Genomic DNA, 16730 nt, shown 5'->3' on the forward strand with positions numbered 1-16730 from the left:
GGCTCCGATGACCGACACCGCCTCCCCCGCCCTGTCCCGCCGCTTCTTCCTCGCCGGCTCCGCCGCCGCGGCCGGGGGCCTCGCGCTCGGCTTCGACCTCCCCGGCGCCGAAGCCGCCGCCACCACGATGCCGCCCGAGGTCAACGCCTGGGTGGTGGTGCGCCCGGACGAGACCGTGGTGATCCGCATCGCCCGCTCGGAGATGGGCCAGGGCACGCTCACCGGCCTCGCCCAGCTCGTCGCGGAAGAGCTCGGCTGCGACTGGGCCCGCGTCACCACCGAGTATCCGACGCCGGGCCAGAACCTCGCCCGCAACCGTGCCTGGGGCGATTTCTCGACCGGCGGCAGCCGCGGCATCCGCGAATCCTACGTCGCGGTGCGCCAGGGTGGCGCGGCCGCCCGCACCATGCTGGTCGCCGCGGCCGCACAAGACTGGAACGTGCCGCCCGGCGAGTGCCGGGTCGAGCGCGGCGTCATCAGCCATCCGGCGTCCGGGCGCTCCACCACCTTCGGCAAGGTCGCGGCCGCCGCGGGCCGGTTGGAGGTGCCGAAGGAGGTGCCGCTCAAGGACCCGAAGGACTGGACCATCGCCGGCCACCCGGTGAAGCGCCTCGACACGCTGGAGAAGACCGACGGCTCGCAGGTCTACGGCATCGATCTCAAGCTCCCCGGCATGCTCAATGCCGCGATCCGCGATTGCCCGGTGGTCGGCGGCACGGTGAAGAGCGTCGACGCCGCGGCGGTCGAAAAAATGCCCGGCGTGCGCAAGGTGGTGCGGGTCGGCGACAGCGCGGTGGCGGTGGTGGCCGACACGTTCTGGCGCGCCAAGACCGCCGTCGAGGCGCTCCAGATCGTCTGGGACGAGGGTCCGAACGCCGGGGTCTCGAGCGAGACGATCGCCGCGATGCTGAAGGACGGGCTCGACGCGCCGGAGGCCTTCGTCGGCAACAAGGCCGGCGACGCGGGCGCCGCGCTCAAGGGCGCCGCCAAGGTGGTGGAGGCGACCTACGCCTATCCGTTCCAGAACCACGCCACGATGGAGCCGATGAACGCCACGGCGCGTTGGACGCCGGAACGCTGCGAGGTCTGGACCCCGACCCAGAACGGCGAGGCGGCGCTCGCCGCGACGGCGGAGGCCGCCGGCCTCTCGGCGCGGCAATGCGACGTCACCAAGATCCATCTCGGCGGCGGCTTCGGCCGGCGCGGCGCCACCCACGACTGGGTGCGCCAGGCGGTGCTGATCGCGAAGGAACTCCCCGGAACGCCGGTCAAGCTGATCTGGACCCGCGAGGAGGACATGACCCACGGCCGCTACCACCCGGTCACCCAGTGCCGGATGAAGGCGGCCCTCGACGAAGCGGGCAACCTCACCGGCCTCCACATGCGGATCTCCGGCCAGTCGATCCTCGCCGGCATCATCCCGGGGCGGCTGGCGCCGGACGGCAAGGACCCGGTGGTGTTCCAGGGGCTCAACCCGGGCGGGGCGGAGGCCGCGATCGGCTACACGATCCCGAACCTCCTCATCGACCACGCGATGCGCAACCCGCCGATCATCCCGGGCTTCTGGCGCGGCGTGAACACCAACCCGAACGCGATCTACCTCGAATGCTTCCTCGACGAGGTGGCGCATGCAGCCGGACAGGATCCCCTCGCCTTCCGGCGCAAGCTGATGGAGAAGCACCCCAAGCACCTGGCCGTCCTGAACGCGGTGGCCGAGCGGATCGGCTGGGACACCAAGCCGGCGGCGGGCGTGCACCGGGGCCTTGCCCAGATCATGGGCTTCGGCAGCTACGTGGCGGCCGCCGCCGAGGTCTCGGTGGCCGAGGACGGCAAGATCAAGGTCCACCGCATCGTCGCCGCCACCGATCCGGGCGTCGCGATCAACCCGCAGCAGATCGAGGCGCAGGTCGCCGGCTCCTTCGTGTACGGCCTGTCGGCGGCGCTCTACGGCGAGTGCACGGTGAAGGACGGGCGGATCGAGCAGACCAACTTCGATTCGTATCCCGTCCTGCGCCTCGACGAGATGCCGAAGGTCGAGGCGATCCTGATGCCGTCCGGGGGCTTCATCGGCGGCGTCGGCGAGCCGACCATCGCGGTGGCGGCGCCCGCCGTGCTCAACGCGGTCTTCGCCGCCACGGCTAAGCGGGTGCGTCAGATCCCGGCACGCCACACGGACCTGAAGCGCGCGTGAGGGCCTCGCTCCTCCTCGTCCTTCTCGCCACCACCCCGGCGGCGGCCTCGCCGCCGGGCGCCTCGTCCTGCTCGGGCTGCCACGGCGCTCCGGGCGGTGCGGTGCCGAGCCTCGCCGGCCATTCGGCCGACGACATCGCGGCCTCGCTCGCCGCCTTCCGGTCGGGCGCCCGCCCGGCCACGGTGATGAACCGCATCGCCAAGGGTTTTTCCGACGACGAGAGCCAGGCGATCGCCGCCTGGATCGCGGGAGGCGGCCAGTGACGAGGCTCGGCCGTCGCGCGGTGCTGGCGGGTCTCGCCGCCGCCGCCCTTCCCCGTCCGGCCCTCCCCCGTCCCGCCCTGGCGCAGGGTGCGCGCGGGCGCGTCGTCGTGGTCGGCGGCGGGTTCGGCGGCGCCACCGCCGCGCGGGTCCTGCACCGGGCCGGCCTCGCCGTCACGCTGGTCGAGCCGGCGGAGACCTACTGGGCCTGCCCGTTCAGCAACGAGGTGATCGCGGGCCTGCGGCCGATGTCCGCGCAGGCCTTCGGCTACGACGCCTTACGGGCGAGCGGCGTGACGCTCGCCCGCACCAGCGCCGAGGCGATCGACGGGGCGGCGCGCCGGGTGCGGCTCGCCGACGGCACGGCCCTCGACTACGACCGGCTGATCCTCTCGCCCGGCATCGCGCTCCGCTTCGACGCCCTCCCGGGATACGACGCGGCCGCCGCCGAGGTGATGCCGCATGCCTGGAAGGCCGGCGCGCAGACCGAGCTGCTGGCCCGACAACTCGCCGCGCTGCCGGAGGGCGGCACGGTGGTCCTGTCGGTGCCGGGCAACCCCTATCGCTGCCCGCCCGGCCCCTACGAGCGGGCGAGCCTGATCGCGCATTACCTCAAGACCCGGAAACCCCGTGCCAAGCTGATCGTGCTCGACGCCAAGGACACCTTCTCCAAGCAGAAGCTGTTTCAGCAGGCCTGGGCCGCGCTCTATCCCGGCATCCTGGACTACGTGCCGCTCGCCGCCGGAGGACAGGTCACGTCCGTCGATGCCACGGCGATGACGGTCGCGACCGACTTCGAGACCTACAAGGCCGATCTCGCCTGCATCATCCCGCCCCAGCGGGCGGCCCCCATCGCGAGCGCGGCCGGCGTCGCCGACCGTTCGGGCTGGTGCCCGATCGACCCCGTCACCTTCGAATCGCGGCTGGTGCCGGGCATCCACGTCGTCGGCGACGCGGCCATCGCCGGCGCGATGCCGAAATCCGCCTTCGCGGCCAATGCGCAGGGGAAGGTCTGCGCCGAGGCCGTGATCGATCTCCTGGCCGGGCGGGCGCCGGAGGCGCCGAAGCTGATCAACACCTGCTACAGCCTGGTCGCGCCGGGCTACGGCATCTCGGTCGCCGGGGTCTACCACCCGGCGAACGGCGTGCTGGCGGACGTCGAGGGCGCCGGGGGCACCAGCCCGGTCGACGCGCCCGAGACCGTGCGCCGGCAGGAGGCGGTCTACGCCGAGGACTGGTACCGCACCATCACCGCAGCGGTGTTCGGGTGAGGCGGGGGCTGGCCGTGCTCCTCGCCCTGACCCAGACCGCGCTCGCCCCCGCGACGATCGTCGGCGACGCGATCTCCGATCCGCTCGAGGGAAAGACCGGCGACGCGGCGCGCGGCCGGGCCGTCGCCACCGACACCCGCAAGGGCCTGTGCCCGCTCTGCCATACGGGCCTCGGCGGCGCCGGGCCGGCCGGCGACCTCGGGCCCGACCTCGCGGAGGTCGGGGCGCGCCTCTCAGAAGGCCAGCTGCGGCTGCGGCTCGTCGACGGGCGCGTCTTGAACCCCGCGACCCTGATGCCCTCCTATTACCGGACCGACGGCATCCGGGTCGCGGCCGCGTGGCGCGACCGGCCGGTGCTGGAGGCGGGCGAGATCGAGGACGTGATCGCCTACCTCGTCACCCTGAAGGGAGGGCCCGCGACGCCATGACGGCCGTGCTCCACCGCCGCACGATCCTCGCCGGGGGCGCCGGCCTGCTCACCGTGGCGCTGGTGCGCCCGGGCGCCGCCGCGATCATCCGGCCGACCCGCGAGGCGACCGTCGAGGCGATCCGCCGCTTCACCGGCGGCGCCGCGATCCAGGCCGGGCGCATCCACCTCGACATGCCGCCCCTGGTCGAGAACGGCAACACCGTGCCGCTCGCCATCACCGTCGAGAGCCCGATGAGCGAGACGGATTTCGTCCACCGCATCGCGGTGTTCAACGACAAGAACCCGCAGCCGCACGTGATCACGCTGCATCTCGGGCCGCGCGCCGGCCGGGCCGCAATCAACACCCGGATACGCCTGGCCGATTCCCAGACCATCACGGCCATCGCCGAGATGCGGGACGGCACCTACTGGTCGGCCACCGCCGACGCGATCGTGACGCTGGCGGCTTGCGTGGAAGGATCGTGACGATGGCCCGCGCCCTCATCAACCTGCCGAAGACCGCCAAGGCCGGCGCGGTGATCGAGATCAAGACCCTGATCTCGCACCCGATGGAGACCGGCTACCGCCCCGGCCCGGACGGGCGCCTGATCCCGCGCAACATCATCACGGAGTTCGTCTGCGCCTATGACGGCGACGAGGTGTTTCGGGCCGATCTCTCGTCGGCGAGCGCCGCCAACCCGTACCTGACCTTCACCACCGTGGCGACGAAGACCGGCACGCTGCGCTTCACCTGGACGGGCGACAACGGGTTCTCGCAGACGGAAGAGATGCCGATCACGGTGACGTAGAGGGCGCAACGCCGAACCCTTCCCCCTCGGCGGGGGAGGGTTCGGGGTGCCCGCTACCCCACCGCCTCGCCGTCCCGCAGCGCGCGCCGCAGCACCTTGCCGACATTGGTCTTCGGCAGGCTGTCGCGGAAGACGTAGCGGCGGGGCACCTTGTAGGCGGTCAGGCTCTCCCGGGCGTAGAGGCGCAGGGCCTCCGCCGTCAGGTCGGGATCGCGGCGCACCACGTGGGCGACGACGCTCTCGCCGGTCTCGGCCGAGGGCTCGCCCACGACCGCCACCTCGACCACCCCCGGATGGGCGGCGAGCACGTCCTCGACCTCGTTCGGATAGACGTTGAACCCGGAGACCAGGATCATGTCCTTCATCCGGTCGACGATGCGGACCTGCCCGTCGGGCTCGATCAGGGCGACGTCGCCGGTGCGGAAGAACCCGTCCGGGGTCATCGCCCGGGCGGTCTCGTCGGGCCGGCCCCAGTAGCCCGCCATCACCTGCGGCCCGCGCACGCAGAGCTCGCCGGGCTGTCCGACCGGCAGCGTGGTGCCGGCGGCGTCGCGGATGCAGACCTCCGTCGAGGGCACCGGGTAGCCGATCGTGCCCGACCAGTCGTGCAGGGCCGGCGGGTTGATCGAGACAACCGGCGAGGTCTCGGAGAGGCCGTAGCCCTCGATCACCGGCTTGCCGGTCGTCGTCTTCCAGCGCCGGGCCACCGGGGCCTGCATCGCCATGCCGCCCGCGATCGAATATTCGAGCCGCGACCAGTCGACCTTGTCGATGTCGGGGTGGTTCAGCAGCGCGTTGAACAGCGTGTTGACGCCCGACAGGTTGGTGAAGCGGCTCTTGCGCAGAAGCGCCACGAAACCCGGAATGTCGCGCGGGTTCGGGACCAGCAGGCAGCAGGCGCCGAGCCGCATCATGAAGAAGCAGCAGCAGGTCAGCGCGAAGATGTGGTAGAGCGGCAGGGCCGTGACCATGACCCGGCCCGGGCCCTCGTCGTCGCGCATGCCGAACCATACCCGGCTCTGCTCGACATTGGCGGCGACGTTGCGGTGCGTGAGCATCGCTCCCTTCGACACGCCGGTCGTGCCGCCGGTATATTGCAGGAAGGCGAGGTCGTCGGGCCCGACCGCGACCGGCCGGAAGGTCGCCTTGCGGCCAGTGGCGAGCACCGCCTTGAAATCCGTGCGGCGTGCGGCCGGCAGGGCGAAGGGCGGCACCGCCTTCTTGACGTGCCGCGCCACCAGCGTGACGAGCGAGCCCTTCAGGCCGAGCCCGTCGCCGGCGCCCGCCACCACCACCCGCTCCAGGCCCGGCAGATCAGGGAGCGCCTCGGCGACGGTGTGGCAGAAATTCTCCAGCACGAAGAGCACCCGCGCGCCGGCATCGCGCAGCTGGTGAGTCAGCTCGCGCGGGGTGTAGAGCGGATTGACGTTGACGACCGTGGCGCCGGCGAGCAGCGCGCCGACGAGGGCGACCGGAAAGGCCGGCACGTTCGGCATCATGATGGCGACCCGGTCGCCCTTGCCGATGCCCTGGCCCTGCAGCCAGGCCGCCACCGCCCCGCCTTCGCGCCGCAGGGCGGCGTAGGTCAGGGAGGCGCCGAAGCACGTGACCGCAGGACGGTCGGCGAAGCGCCGCGCGCTGGTCTCGATCAGCTCGACCAGGGTGCCGAGCTTGTCGGCCTCGATCTCCGCCGGAACGCCGGCCGGATAGGCGGCGAGCCAGGGCCGCGGCGGGGTGTTCGGTTCCATCGCGCTCGGCCCCTTGCCCATGAACTCAACCCCTCCCCGATGCCGGATGCCGTATCGGATGGCTCCCGCTTCCCTTCCGGTTACCGTCTCCCCGGGGCGGTTTCAACCGAGCGCCGGGTGGCGGCCGGGCCCGGGGCGACCACGCCCAGGGCGGCGTGGGGCAGGAACGCCGCCAGAACGAGCCCGAGCGCCAGCGGCGCCTGACTGCCGAGCGGCACGCGCGGGAAGCCCGAGAGGCCGAGATCCCGGGCCGCGGCCAGCAGCCACATGGCCCAAGCGAGGGCGAGGACGCGCGAGGCCCCCCGGCCGAGGGCGCGCAGCCGGTCGCCGCGGCGCGGCAGGCCGCGGGCGACGAGCGCCGCGACCGCCAGGGCGCTGCCGAGCACGATGGCGGCGATCAGGGCTCCGAGGAGATGGGCCACGATCATCGTCTGGCCCGACAGGAAGGCGACGCCGCCGACCGAGAAGCCGGCCCGCAGCACCAGCCCGCCATAGGTCGGGTGCAGCGACAGGGCGAGGACGAGGGCAATCCCCAGCACCGCACCGAGCCCGCCGCGCCAGCCCGGCGCGGCGAGCGGCAGGAGGGCCGCCCGCGTCACGCCGTACGCGATGGCGGCGAAGAACAGCGGGTAGCGGTCGGCGAAGAACCCGTAGGCCCATTGGCCGAACCCCGCCGCATCGAGGCGCCCTTGCGTCACCCCCGCGGCGGCGGCGAGCGCCACCACCGCCAGGGCGGCGGCCAGCGGCACCAGCGCGACGAGGCGCCCGGCACCGGAGGCTGCGGGAGCGGCGCCCGAAAGGGTGCCGGGGGCAGCGCTCACGCCTCGTAGTGGTCGCGCACGAGCCGGTCGAGCAGGCGCACGCCCCAGCCCGAGCCCCAGGAGCGGTTGATCTCGGAGGCCGGCGAGCCCATCCCGACGCCGGCGATGTCGAGGTGGATCCACGGCACGTCGTTGACGTAGCGCTTGAGGAACTGCGCCGCCGTGGCCGAGCCGCCGTGGCGGCCGCCGGTGTTCTTCATGTCGGCGAACTTCGACTCGATCAGCTTGTCGAAGCCCGGGGCCAGCGGCATCCGCCAGACCTTCTCGCCGGTGGCCTCGCCGGCCGCCGAGAGGCGCTGGGCCAGTTCGTCGTTGTTCGAGAACATGCCGGCGAATTCCTGGCCGAGCGCCACCAGGATCGCGCCGGTCAGGGTCGCGAGATCGATCATGAAGCGGGGCTTGTAGGTCTGCTGGACGTGCCAGAGCACGTCGGCCAGCACCAGGCGGCCTTCCGCGTCGGTGTTGATGATCTCGATCGTCTGGCCCGACATCGAGGTGACGATGTCGCCCGGGCGCTGGGCCTTGCCGTCGGGCATGTTCTCGACGAGGCCGATGGCGCCGAGCGCGTTCACCTTGGCCTTGCGGCTGGCGAGCGCGTGCATCAGGCCGACCACGCAGGCGGCGCCCGCCATGTCGCCCTTCATGTCCTCCATGCCGCCGCTCCCCTTGATGGAGATGCCGCCGGAATCGAAGGTGACGCCCTTGCCGATGAAGGCCACCGGCGCCTCGGAGGAATCCTCAGCCCCGTTCCAGCGCATGATGACGACCCGGGCCTCCTTGGTCGAGCCCTGCGCGACCGCGAGCAGGGCCCGCATGCCGAGCTTCTTCATGTCCTTCTCGTCGAGGATCTCGATCTCGACGCCGAGCTTCTCCAGCGCCTCGGTGCGGCGGGCGAACTCTTCCGGATCGAGGACGTTCGGCGGCTCGTTCACGAGCTCGCGGGCGAGGATCACGCCCTCGGCCACCCCTTCGGCCCCGCGCAACGCCTTCTTGAGACCCGCATTCTCCGGCACCAGCAGGGTCAGGCGCCCTGCCCCGCTCGCCTCCTCGCCCTCGGGCGTCTTCTTGCTCTTGTAGCGGTCGAACTTGTAGGCGCGCAGGCGCGCGCCGAGCGAGAACGCCGCGACCTCGTCCGAGCCCGGCGCGGTGCCGGGCCATTCGAGCACCACGCAGGCCGGGCGGCTGCCGATCTTGCCGGCGGTGAAGCCGCCGAGCGTCGCCCAGTCGCGGGCCGGCGCCTCGTCGGCGCCGGTGCCGACCACCACCAGGCGCTCGGCCGACAGGCCGGCCGGGGCGGTGATCACGAGGGCGCTCGATGCCTTGCCCTTGAAGCGCTCGACCGCGGCGGCCCGCGCCACCAGGTCGGCGGCGCCGGGACCGGCGATCTCGGCCGCCCGCGGCGACAGGGCGAGGTCTTCGCCCACGAACAGCACGAGGTCGCCGCCGGCCCCGCCGGGCTTGGCCGTCGCGAGGGATTCGATCTCGATGCTGATGCCGTCCGCCATGGCGTTGCTTTCGTCCCGTCTTCTGGATCGCGCGCCTCTCGAAGGGCGCCGTGCCGGTCCCCTGTGTAGCGGGGGGACGCCCGCCAGCGCAACGCGGCCGGGTGTGGCGGGCCGACCGCGCCCGCCCGCAAAAGGCCGCACTTCGGGCGCTTCAGGGCAGCCGGTGCTTGTGCGGCCGGCGGGCGGCGCCTAACCAGCATCGACGCGGGAGGGGGCCCGACCGCAGCCGGCCGATGAAGCAGATCGAGCGATACATCTTCCGCATCGCCCTCGGGGCGTTCCTGTCGTGCCTGATCGGCCTCACCGGCGTGATCTGGGTGACGCAGGCCCTGCGCGAGCTCGACCTGATCACCGCCAAGGGCCAGACCCTTCTCATCTTCTTCCTGATCACCGGCCTGTCGCTGCCGACCCTGATCACCGTGATCGCGCCGGTCGCGCTGTTCATCGCGGTCGTCTACGCGCTCAACAAGCTCAACGGCGATTCCGAGCTGATCGTGATGAGCGCCGCCGGCATGTCGCCGCGCCACATCATGCGGCCGTTCCTGACGCTGGCGCTGATCGTCAGCGCGGCGATCGGCTTCCTGACCATCCAGGTGATGCCGTCGAGCTTCCAGGAGCTGCGCGACGTGCTCACCCGCGTGCGCGGCGACTTCATCGCCAACGTGGTCAAGGAGGGGCAGTTCACCAGCCTCGACAGCGGCATCACCTTCCACTTCCGCGAGCGGGCGCCGAACGGGGCCTTGCTCGGCATCTTCATGCAGGACCGGCGCGAGGCCGGGAAGACGGTGGTCTACCTCGCCGAGCGCGGCCAGGCGGTCGACCTCGACGGGCAGACCTACTTGGTTCTGGAGAAGGGCAGCATCCACCGCCAGCAGCCGAACAGCCGCGATTCCTCGATCATCACCTTCCAGCGCTACGCCGTCGACCTCGCGGCCTTCACGCCGCCGGACGCCGACACGATCTACAAGCCGCGCGAGCGCTCGACCGTGCAGCTGCTTTTTCCGAACCCGAACGAGACCTACTACAAGCTGACCAAGGGCCGCTTCCGGGCCGAGCTGCACGACAGGCTGTCGTCCTGGCTCTACCCCCTGGCACTCGGGCTGATCGCCTTCGCGGCGCTCGGCGATCCCCGCACCACCCGCCAGGGCCGCGGGCTGGCCGTGGCGGGCGCCATCGCCGCCGTAGTGGCCTTGCGCATCGCGGGCTTCGCCGCCTCGAGCGCGGCGGTGCGCAGCCAGGGCGCCGTCGCGGCGGTCTATCTCGTGCCGCTCGTCGCGATCGGGCTCTCGCTCGTCGTCGCCACCCAGGGCAACCGGGTGCGGGCCTTCAACGCCGCTCTGGCGGTGCGGCTGCGCCGGCTCTCGGCGGCGCTGCCGGCGCGGCGGCTGCGGATGCGGGCGGGCTGAGCCTTCATGCTGATCGGCTTCACCCTCGGCCGCTACCTGGCCGCCCGCTTCCTGCGCATGATCCTGGGGGTCTTCCTCACGGTCTTCGCCCTCGTCTACACCCTCGACTTCGTCGAGCTGATGCGCCGGGCCGGCGACGCCGAGGGCGCCTCGGCCGCCGTCATGGCGCGGCTCGCGCTCTTCCGCACGCCCGCGGTGGCCGAGCAGGTCCTGCCCTTCGCGATCCTGTTCGGCGCCATGGCGGCCTTGCTCCAGCTCAGCCGCAAGCTCGAACTGGTGGTGGCGCGGGCCGCCGGCATCTCGGCCTGGCAGTTCCTGCAGCCCGGCGCGCTGGTGGCGCTCGGCATCGGCGCCTTCACGGTCGGGGTCTACAACCCGGTCTCGGCCGAGCTGAAGCAGCGCTCGACCGAGATCGAGGCCAAGATCTTCGCCCGCTCGGGCAAGGCCGCCTCCGGCAAGGAGCTGTGGATCCGCCAGCGCGGCATCGACGGCCAGGCGATCATCCGGGCCGAGACCGTGATCGAGGGCACGGCGACGCTCGCGGGCGTCATGGTGTTCACCTTCGACGATACGGGCGCCTTCACCCAGCAGATGCAGGCGGCCCGCGCCACCCTGCACGACGGCTACTGGGAATTGCAGGACGTGCGCGTGCAGGGGCCGGACCAGGAGCCCCAGAGCTACGACACCTACCTGATCGCCTCGACGCTGGACCCCTCGCAGGTGCGCCAGCGCTTCACCCCGCCGGAATCCGTGCCTTTCTGGCAACTCGGAGAGACGATCGCCCGGACCGAGCGGGCGGGACTCGACGCCACGCGTTACCGCCTGCAGTACGACGTGCTCCTGGCGCGGCCGGTGCTGTTCCTGGCGATGGTGCTGGTGGCGGCATCGGTTTCTTTAAGGTTCTTCCGCTTTGGTGGCGTCGGCAAGATGGTGCTCGGCGGCGTCGCGGCGGGCTTCGTGCTCTACGTGGCACGGCAGGTGATGGAGGGCCTAGGAGCCTCTGGATTGGTCGCCGCGCCGGTGGCGGCGTGGTTCCCGGCCGTGGTAGGGAGTCTTCTCGGAACGCTCGCGCTTCTGCACCTGGAGGACGGCTGATGCCCATCCTCCGGACGAGCGGCGCGGGCATAGCGGGTGCAGGGATGGGTCGAGTCGTGCGTAAGGCCGCGGGTGCCGCGGTCACGGGATCCCTGACGGTTCTGCTGGCGGCCGCCGTGACGGTGGGCGCGAGCGCCGAAGCGCGTGCGCAGGGCACGCTGAACGACCGCCTGGCGGCGCGCACCGCCAAGAACCAGGACAAGGCCGGGGCCGGCGGCGAGCGCCTGCTCGTCGAGGCCAAGGAACTCGTCTACGACAACGACCGCAACACGGTCTCGGCGGTCGGCAACGCCGAGCTGCATTACGGCCCGCGCACCCTGCTGGCCGACCGCGTCCGCTACGACCGCAACACCGGCCGGGTCTTCGCCGAGGGCAATGTCCGCCTCACCGACGAGACCGGCTCGGTCGTGACCGGCGACCGGATGGAGCTGACGGACGACTTCAAGTCCGGCTTCATCGACTCGCTGCGCGTCCAGCAGACCATCGAGCAGCGCGGCCGCCCGGCCCGGGTGCGGTTCTCGGCCCCGCGGGCCGAGCGGATCGCGGGCGAGACCACGACCTTCGAATACGGCACCTACACCGCCTGCGAGCCGTGCAAGGACCACCCCGAGCGCCCGCCCCTGTGGCAGGTCAAGGCGGCGCGGATCATCCACAACAACGAGGAGCGCCGGATCTACTACGAGGATTCGTACCTCGAAGTGGCCGGGATCCCGATCGCCTACCTGCCCTACTTCTACTCGCCCGACCCGACGGTGCGGCGCGACACCGGCTTCCTGGCACCGCACTTCGTCTCCTCGAACGTGCTCGGCTACGGCATCGGCACGCCGTTCTTCTGGAACATCGCGCCCGATTACGACCTCACGGTCGAGCCGACCTTCCTGTCGAAGCAGGGCGTGCTCGGCCAGGCCGAGTGGCGCCAGCGGCTGGCCAACGGCTTCTACAACGTCCGCGTCAGCGGCATCTTCCAGTCGACCCCGAGCGCGTTCCTGCCCGGCCCCCTCGGCTCGGGCGACCGCGACTTCCGCGGCTCGATCGAATCGGCCGGACAGTTCTACCTCGGCCAGAACTGGCGCGCCGGCTGGGACGTCGTCGGCGTCACCGACAAGTGGTTCCTCGATAACTACCGCATCCGCAACCAGACGATCAGCACGGACTACTTCCGTGAAGCGGTCTCCACCGCCTACCTGATCGGCCAGGGCGATCGCTCGTGGTTCGAGGCGCGGGGCTACTACTTCAAGGGCCTGTCGACCTTCGACTGGCAGAAGCAGCAGCCGATCGTCGCCCCGGTGATCGACTACGACAAGCGCCGCGACGGGCCCGACCCGATCGGCGGCGAGGTGCGGTTCCAGGCGAACTTCACCCACCTGTCGCGGGACGCGACCCAGTACACCCAGATCCCGCGCACCGGGACCTACCTGCTCAGCCCGAGCGTCAACGGGATCACCTTCCCGCTCTACAGCACCTGCTCGGTGTTCGAGCGCGGGCAGTGCCTGGTGAGCGGACTCGCCGGCGACACCACCCGGGCGACCGCCCAGGTGTCGTGGCGGCGCACCTTCACGGACGAGTTCGGCCAGCGCTGGCAGCCCTTCGCCTACCTGCGCGGCGACGCCTTCTTCGTGAACCCGAACACGACCGGCTTCCAGAACCCGGAAGTCAGCAACCTGTTCTCGCCCGACTCGAATTTCTCCGGCCGGGTGATGCCGGCGGTCGGGCTCGAGTACCGCTACCCCTTCGTCGCGGATTTCGGGCCGCTCGGCGTCCACACCATCTCGCCGGTGGCCCAGGTCATCGCGCGGCCGAGCGAGACCCATATCGGGCGGCTCCCCAACGAGGACGCCCAGAGCCTCGTCTTCGACGACACCTCGCTGTTCGCCTGGGACAAGTTCTCGGGCTACGACCGGGTCGAGGGCGGCGTGCGCGCCAACCTGGGTGCCGAGTACTCGATCACCGGCCGCAACGGCTTCTACCTGAACGCGATGGCGGGCGAGTCGATCGCGATCGCCGGCGTGAACTCGTTCCGCCGCGGCGACATCGCCAATGTCGGCCGCGATTCGGGCCTGGAGCAGACCCGCTCGGACTTCGTCACGCGCTTCCAGGTCTCGCCGAACCAGAACATCAGCTTCATCACCCGGGCGCGGTTCGACAACGACACCTTCGCGTTGAAGCGCCTCGAAGCCGGCATCACCGCCAAGTTCGCGCCGTTCCTGCCGCTCGAGACCTCGCTGATCTACGCCCGCTACGAGGCCCAGCCCGAGCTCGGCTTCGACCGGCGCCGCGAGGGCCTGCAGGCCTCGGCGCTCTACAACATCACGCCGAACTGGTTCGTCACCGGCTCGGTGCTGTTCGATCTCTCGCACTACCTCCAGGTGCGCGAGTTCTACGCGACGGCGGCCCAGGCCTATTTCCTCAACCCGGTCGGCACGGCGCCGATCTACGACAAGGCCGACAAGTTCTACGTCTCCTCGTCGGGCTTCGGTTTCGGCTACCGCGACGAGTGCACGACGGTCTCGCTCAACTACCTGTCCTCGCCGATCGAGACGGCCTCGGGCCTGCGCGAGCGCAACCAGACCTTCCTGCTCCGGATCGAGCTGCGCACCCTCGGCGAGGCGAATTTCCGCCAGAACCTCAGCACCACCACGACGGCGGACGGGATCGCCACGGCGCGGTGACGGCACCGGGGCGCGCTCCCGATGGGGGAGCGCGCCGGATCAGGGTTTGACGACGCGGACGAGCGCGATCACCGCGCCCAGGATGATCAGCGTCTGGAAGCCGATCGTTCCGAACATCCACTTGACGATCTCGGACCGCTGTCGCTCCAGCTTGGTCTCCAGGCGGGCCTCGGACTCTCGCAGCTCGGATTTGAGTTCGGTGCGGAGCGACTGCATGTCGTTCTTAAGCTCGCTCCGAAGCGACTGCATGTCGTTCTTCAACTCGGCTCGAAGCGACTGCATCTCGTTGCGCAGCCCGGTGTCCAGAATCTGCAGATCGGCTTTCGTCGCCAGATCGCCCTGAACGGCCTCGGACACGGCGACCGCGAAGCCTTCGGCCTGCTCGGGCGACAGCTGCGCCTTGTCGCGCAGGGTCCGGGCGAATTTCAGCGTGTCGAAGGCGACGCTTGCCATGGAGCGCGATCATCCCGGGGATGGCTGCCGGAGGGTGCCCGAAACCAACGGCTCCCGCAACGGAAGGTTCGCATCGGGCAGCGTGCGGCGCTTGCCCGGCGGGAGCCGGAATGCGATGGCGCGCGGGATGCACACGCAAAGAGCCGCCCGCGCCACGGCGCGCCGCCACGGACGGGAATTCCCGCGATGACCACAGCCCTCGCGCTGACACAGGGCGATCCGGCCGGGATCGGGCCCGAGATCACCCTGCGGGCCTGGCTCGCCCGGGAGGAGCACGGGCTGACGCCGTTCTTCGTCATCGGCGATCCGGATTTCCTGGGGTCGATCGCGGCCCGCCTCGGCCTCTCGGTGCCGCTCGCCGCCGTCGAGCCCGAGGAGGCGGCCGCCGCCTTCGCCCGGGCCCTGCCGGTGGTGCGGCTACCGGACGGGCTCACCGTCGCGGCGGAGCCGGGCCACCCCGATCCGGCGAGCGCCGCCGGCACGCTCGCGTCGATCGACGAAGCGGTGCGGCTGGTCCAGGCCGGCCGGGCGCCCGCCCTCGTCACCAACCCGATCGCCAAGCACGTCCTCTACGAGGCGGGCTTCCGGCATCCGGGCCACACCGAGTACCTCGCGGCGCTTGCCGCCGCCCCCGGCGCGAGCCCGCCGACGCCCGTGATGCTGTTGTGGTCCGAGGACCTCGCGGTGGTGCCGGTGACGATCCACGTGGCGCTCCGCCGGGTGCCGGAGCTGCTCACCGCCGACCTCGTGGTCGAGACCGCCCGCATCGTCGACCGCGACATGCGGGCCCGATTCGGCCTCCCCGCCCCGCGCCTCGTGCTCGCCGGACTCAACCCGCATGCGGGCGAGGCCGGCACGATGGGCACCGAGGATCGCGACGTGCTCGCCCCCGCGATCGAGCGGTTGCGGGCGGAGGGCATCCGTATCACCGGCCCGCACCCGGCCGACACGCTCTTCCACGCCCGGGCGCGCGCGACCTACGACGTGGCGCTGGCCCCGACCCACGACCAGGCCCTGATCCCGATCAAGACGCTCGCCTTCGACGAGGGCGTGAACGTCACCCTCGGGCTGCCGTTCCTGCGCACCTCGCCGGATCACGGCACCGCCTTCGACATTGCCGGCAAGGGGCTCGCCAAGCCCGACAGCCTGATCGCCGCCCTGAAGCTCGCCGGCCGGCTGACGCGGCCCCACGAGGAAGTCGCCGCATGAGCGCCCCGGACGGCCTGCCGCCCCTGCGGGAGGTGGTGCAGGCGCACGACCTGATGCCGCGCCGCTCGCTCGGCCAGAACTTCCTGTTCGACCTCAACCTGACCGGACGGATCGCCCGGTCGTCGGGGCCGCTCGAGGGCGTAACGGTGGTCGAGGTCGGTCCCGGCCCCGGCGGCCTGACCCGGGCCCTCCTGATGCACGGCGCGGCCCGCGTCATCGCGGTCGAGCGCGATCCCCGCGCCCTGCCGGCGCTCGCCGAAATCGCCGCGCATTACCCCGGCCGCCTGGAGGTGGTGGAAGCCGATGCGCTCGCATTCGACCCGCGCCCGCTGATCGGCGAGGGGCCGGCCCGCATCGTGGCGAACCTCCCCTACAATGTCGGTACGCAGCTCCTCACCGGCTGGCTCACCCAGGAGGCCTGGCCGCCCTGGTGGGATTCGCTGACCCTGATGTTCCAGCGCGAGGTCGCCGAGCGCATCGTCGCCGACGAGACCGACCGGGCGAATTACGGCCGGCTCGGCGTACTGTGCGGCTGGCGCACGCAAGCCCAGATCCTGTTCGACGTGCCGCCTTCGGCCTTCGTGCCGCCGCCGAAGGTGACCTCGAGCGTGGTGCGGCTGGTACCCAGACCCGAGCCCCTGCCCTGCCGGGTCCGGGCGCTCGAAACCGTGACCGGCGCCGCCTTCGGCCAGCGCCGCAAGATGCTGCGCCAGAGCCTCAAAGGGGCCACCCCCGATCCCGCTCCCCTCCTCGCCGCCGCCGGCATCCCGGAGACGGCCCGGGCCGAGGAGGTGCCGGTGGCCGGTTTCGTGGCGATGGCCCGGGCGCTCTGACGCCCGAGCCTTCGAGACCGCCCGTCCGTCGAGATGCGGCCGAACGCGAAA

General features: G+C 71.6%; 15 protein-coding genes. 11 read left to right on the forward strand and 4 right to left on the reverse strand.

From position 1 onward, the window contains the following. Positions 1 to 7 precede the first annotated feature (7 nt). The 6 genes from QR78_RS16930 to soxZ are packed head-to-tail and all read left to right on the forward strand — an operon-like array spanning position 8 to position 4940. The gene (locus tag QR78_RS16930; protein WP_048428724.1) at positions 8 to 2191 is read left to right on the forward strand and encodes a xanthine dehydrogenase family protein molybdopterin-binding subunit; all 2184 of its coding nucleotides are present in this window, start codon (positions 8 to 10) and stop codon (positions 2189 to 2191) included. Next, a complete protein-coding gene (locus tag QR78_RS16935; RefSeq protein ID WP_048428725.1) occupies positions 2188 to 2454 on the forward strand; it encodes a c-type cytochrome in 267 nt (88 codons plus the stop codon). Before QR78_RS16930 ends, QR78_RS16935 begins: the two co-directional genes overlap by 4 nt. Further along, complete coding sequence (locus tag QR78_RS16940) at positions 2451 to 3722, forward strand: NAD(P)/FAD-dependent oxidoreductase (protein WP_082171631.1); 1272 nt, start codon at positions 2451 to 2453, stop codon at positions 3720 to 3722. Before QR78_RS16935 ends, QR78_RS16940 begins: the two co-directional genes overlap by 4 nt. Before the next feature lie 14 nt (positions 3723 to 3736). Further along, positions 3737 to 4150 carry a sulfur oxidation c-type cytochrome SoxX gene (gene soxX / locus QR78_RS16945; protein ID WP_244276334.1) on the forward strand — a complete coding sequence of 138 codons (414 nt, stop codon included), beginning with the start codon at positions 3737 to 3739 and terminating at the stop codon, positions 4148 to 4150. Then, positions 4147 to 4617: a SoxY-related AACIE arm protein gene (locus QR78_RS16950; protein ID WP_048428727.1), complete on the forward strand. Its 471-nt coding sequence runs from the start codon at positions 4147 to 4149 to the stop codon at positions 4615 to 4617. The genes soxX and QR78_RS16950 overlap by 4 nt, the downstream gene beginning before the upstream one ends. Before the next feature lie 2 nt (positions 4618 to 4619). Further along, entirely contained in the window at positions 4620 to 4940 is a 321-nt protein-coding gene (gene soxZ, locus QR78_RS16955) for a thiosulfate oxidation carrier complex protein SoxZ (RefSeq protein WP_048428728.1), read from the forward strand. A gap of 53 nt (positions 4941 to 4993) precedes the next feature. Here the strand turns inward: soxZ and QR78_RS16960 are convergent, their stop codons facing one another. The 3 genes from QR78_RS16960 to QR78_RS16970 form a co-directional block, all read right to left on the reverse strand. Beyond that, complete coding sequence (locus tag QR78_RS16960; RefSeq protein ID WP_048428758.1) at positions 4994 to 6688, reverse strand: AMP-binding protein; 1695 nt, start codon at positions 6686 to 6688, stop codon at positions 4994 to 4996. A gap of 80 nt (positions 6689 to 6768) precedes the next feature. After that, positions 6769 to 7509 (reverse strand): hypothetical protein, encoded by a 741-nt coding sequence (locus QR78_RS16965; RefSeq protein WP_048428729.1) that lies wholly within the window; start codon positions 7507 to 7509, stop codon positions 6769 to 6771. Next, positions 7506 to 9014: a leucyl aminopeptidase gene (locus QR78_RS16970; protein ID WP_048428730.1), complete on the reverse strand. Its 1509-nt coding sequence runs from the start codon at positions 9012 to 9014 to the stop codon at positions 7506 to 7508. The genes QR78_RS16965 and QR78_RS16970 overlap by 4 nt, the downstream gene beginning before the upstream one ends. 233 nt (positions 9015 to 9247) lie before the next feature. On the opposite strand from QR78_RS16970, the gene lptF reads away from it, so the two are divergent. From lptF to QR78_RS16985, 3 genes are read left to right on the forward strand one after another with little or no spacing between them, the layout of a single operon-like run. Further along, complete coding sequence (gene lptF, locus QR78_RS16975) at positions 9248 to 10420, forward strand: LPS export ABC transporter permease LptF (RefSeq protein ID WP_048428731.1); 1173 nt, start codon at positions 9248 to 9250, stop codon at positions 10418 to 10420. 6 nt (positions 10421 to 10426) lie between these two features. Next, positions 10427 to 11515: an LPS export ABC transporter permease LptG gene (lptG, locus tag QR78_RS16980; protein ID WP_048428732.1), complete on the forward strand. Its 1089-nt coding sequence runs from the start codon at positions 10427 to 10429 to the stop codon at positions 11513 to 11515. Continuing rightward, entirely contained in the window at positions 11515 to 14184 is a 2670-nt protein-coding gene (locus tag QR78_RS16985; RefSeq protein WP_048428733.1) for an LPS-assembly protein LptD, read from the forward strand. Before lptG ends, QR78_RS16985 begins: the two co-directional genes overlap by 1 nt. Positions 14185 to 14223: 39 nt before the next feature. Here the strand turns inward: QR78_RS16985 and QR78_RS16990 are convergent, their stop codons facing one another. Next, the gene (locus QR78_RS16990; protein WP_048428734.1) at positions 14224 to 14637 is read right to left on the reverse strand and encodes a CCDC90 family protein; all 414 of its coding nucleotides are present in this window, start codon (positions 14635 to 14637) and stop codon (positions 14224 to 14226) included. A gap of 186 nt (positions 14638 to 14823) precedes the next feature. Here QR78_RS16990 and pdxA point away from each other — a divergent pair, with 186 nt between their 5' ends. Together pdxA and rsmA are read left to right on the forward strand one after the other, a co-directional pair. Then, positions 14824 to 15846 (forward strand): 4-hydroxythreonine-4-phosphate dehydrogenase PdxA, encoded by a 1023-nt coding sequence (pdxA, locus tag QR78_RS16995; protein WP_048428735.1) that lies wholly within the window; start codon positions 14824 to 14826, stop codon positions 15844 to 15846. Further along, positions 15843 to 16679 carry a 16S rRNA (adenine(1518)-N(6)/adenine(1519)-N(6))-dimethyltransferase RsmA gene (gene rsmA / locus QR78_RS17000; protein WP_048428736.1) on the forward strand — a complete coding sequence of 279 codons (837 nt, stop codon included), beginning with the start codon at positions 15843 to 15845 and terminating at the stop codon, positions 16677 to 16679. Before pdxA ends, rsmA begins: the two co-directional genes overlap by 4 nt. Positions 16680 to 16730: the final 51 nt, after the last annotated feature.

Origin of the sequence: Methylobacterium indicum (assembly GCF_001043895.1) — a bacterium.
GTDB classification, from domain to species: Bacteria; Pseudomonadota; Alphaproteobacteria; order Rhizobiales; family Beijerinckiaceae; genus Methylobacterium; species Methylobacterium indicum.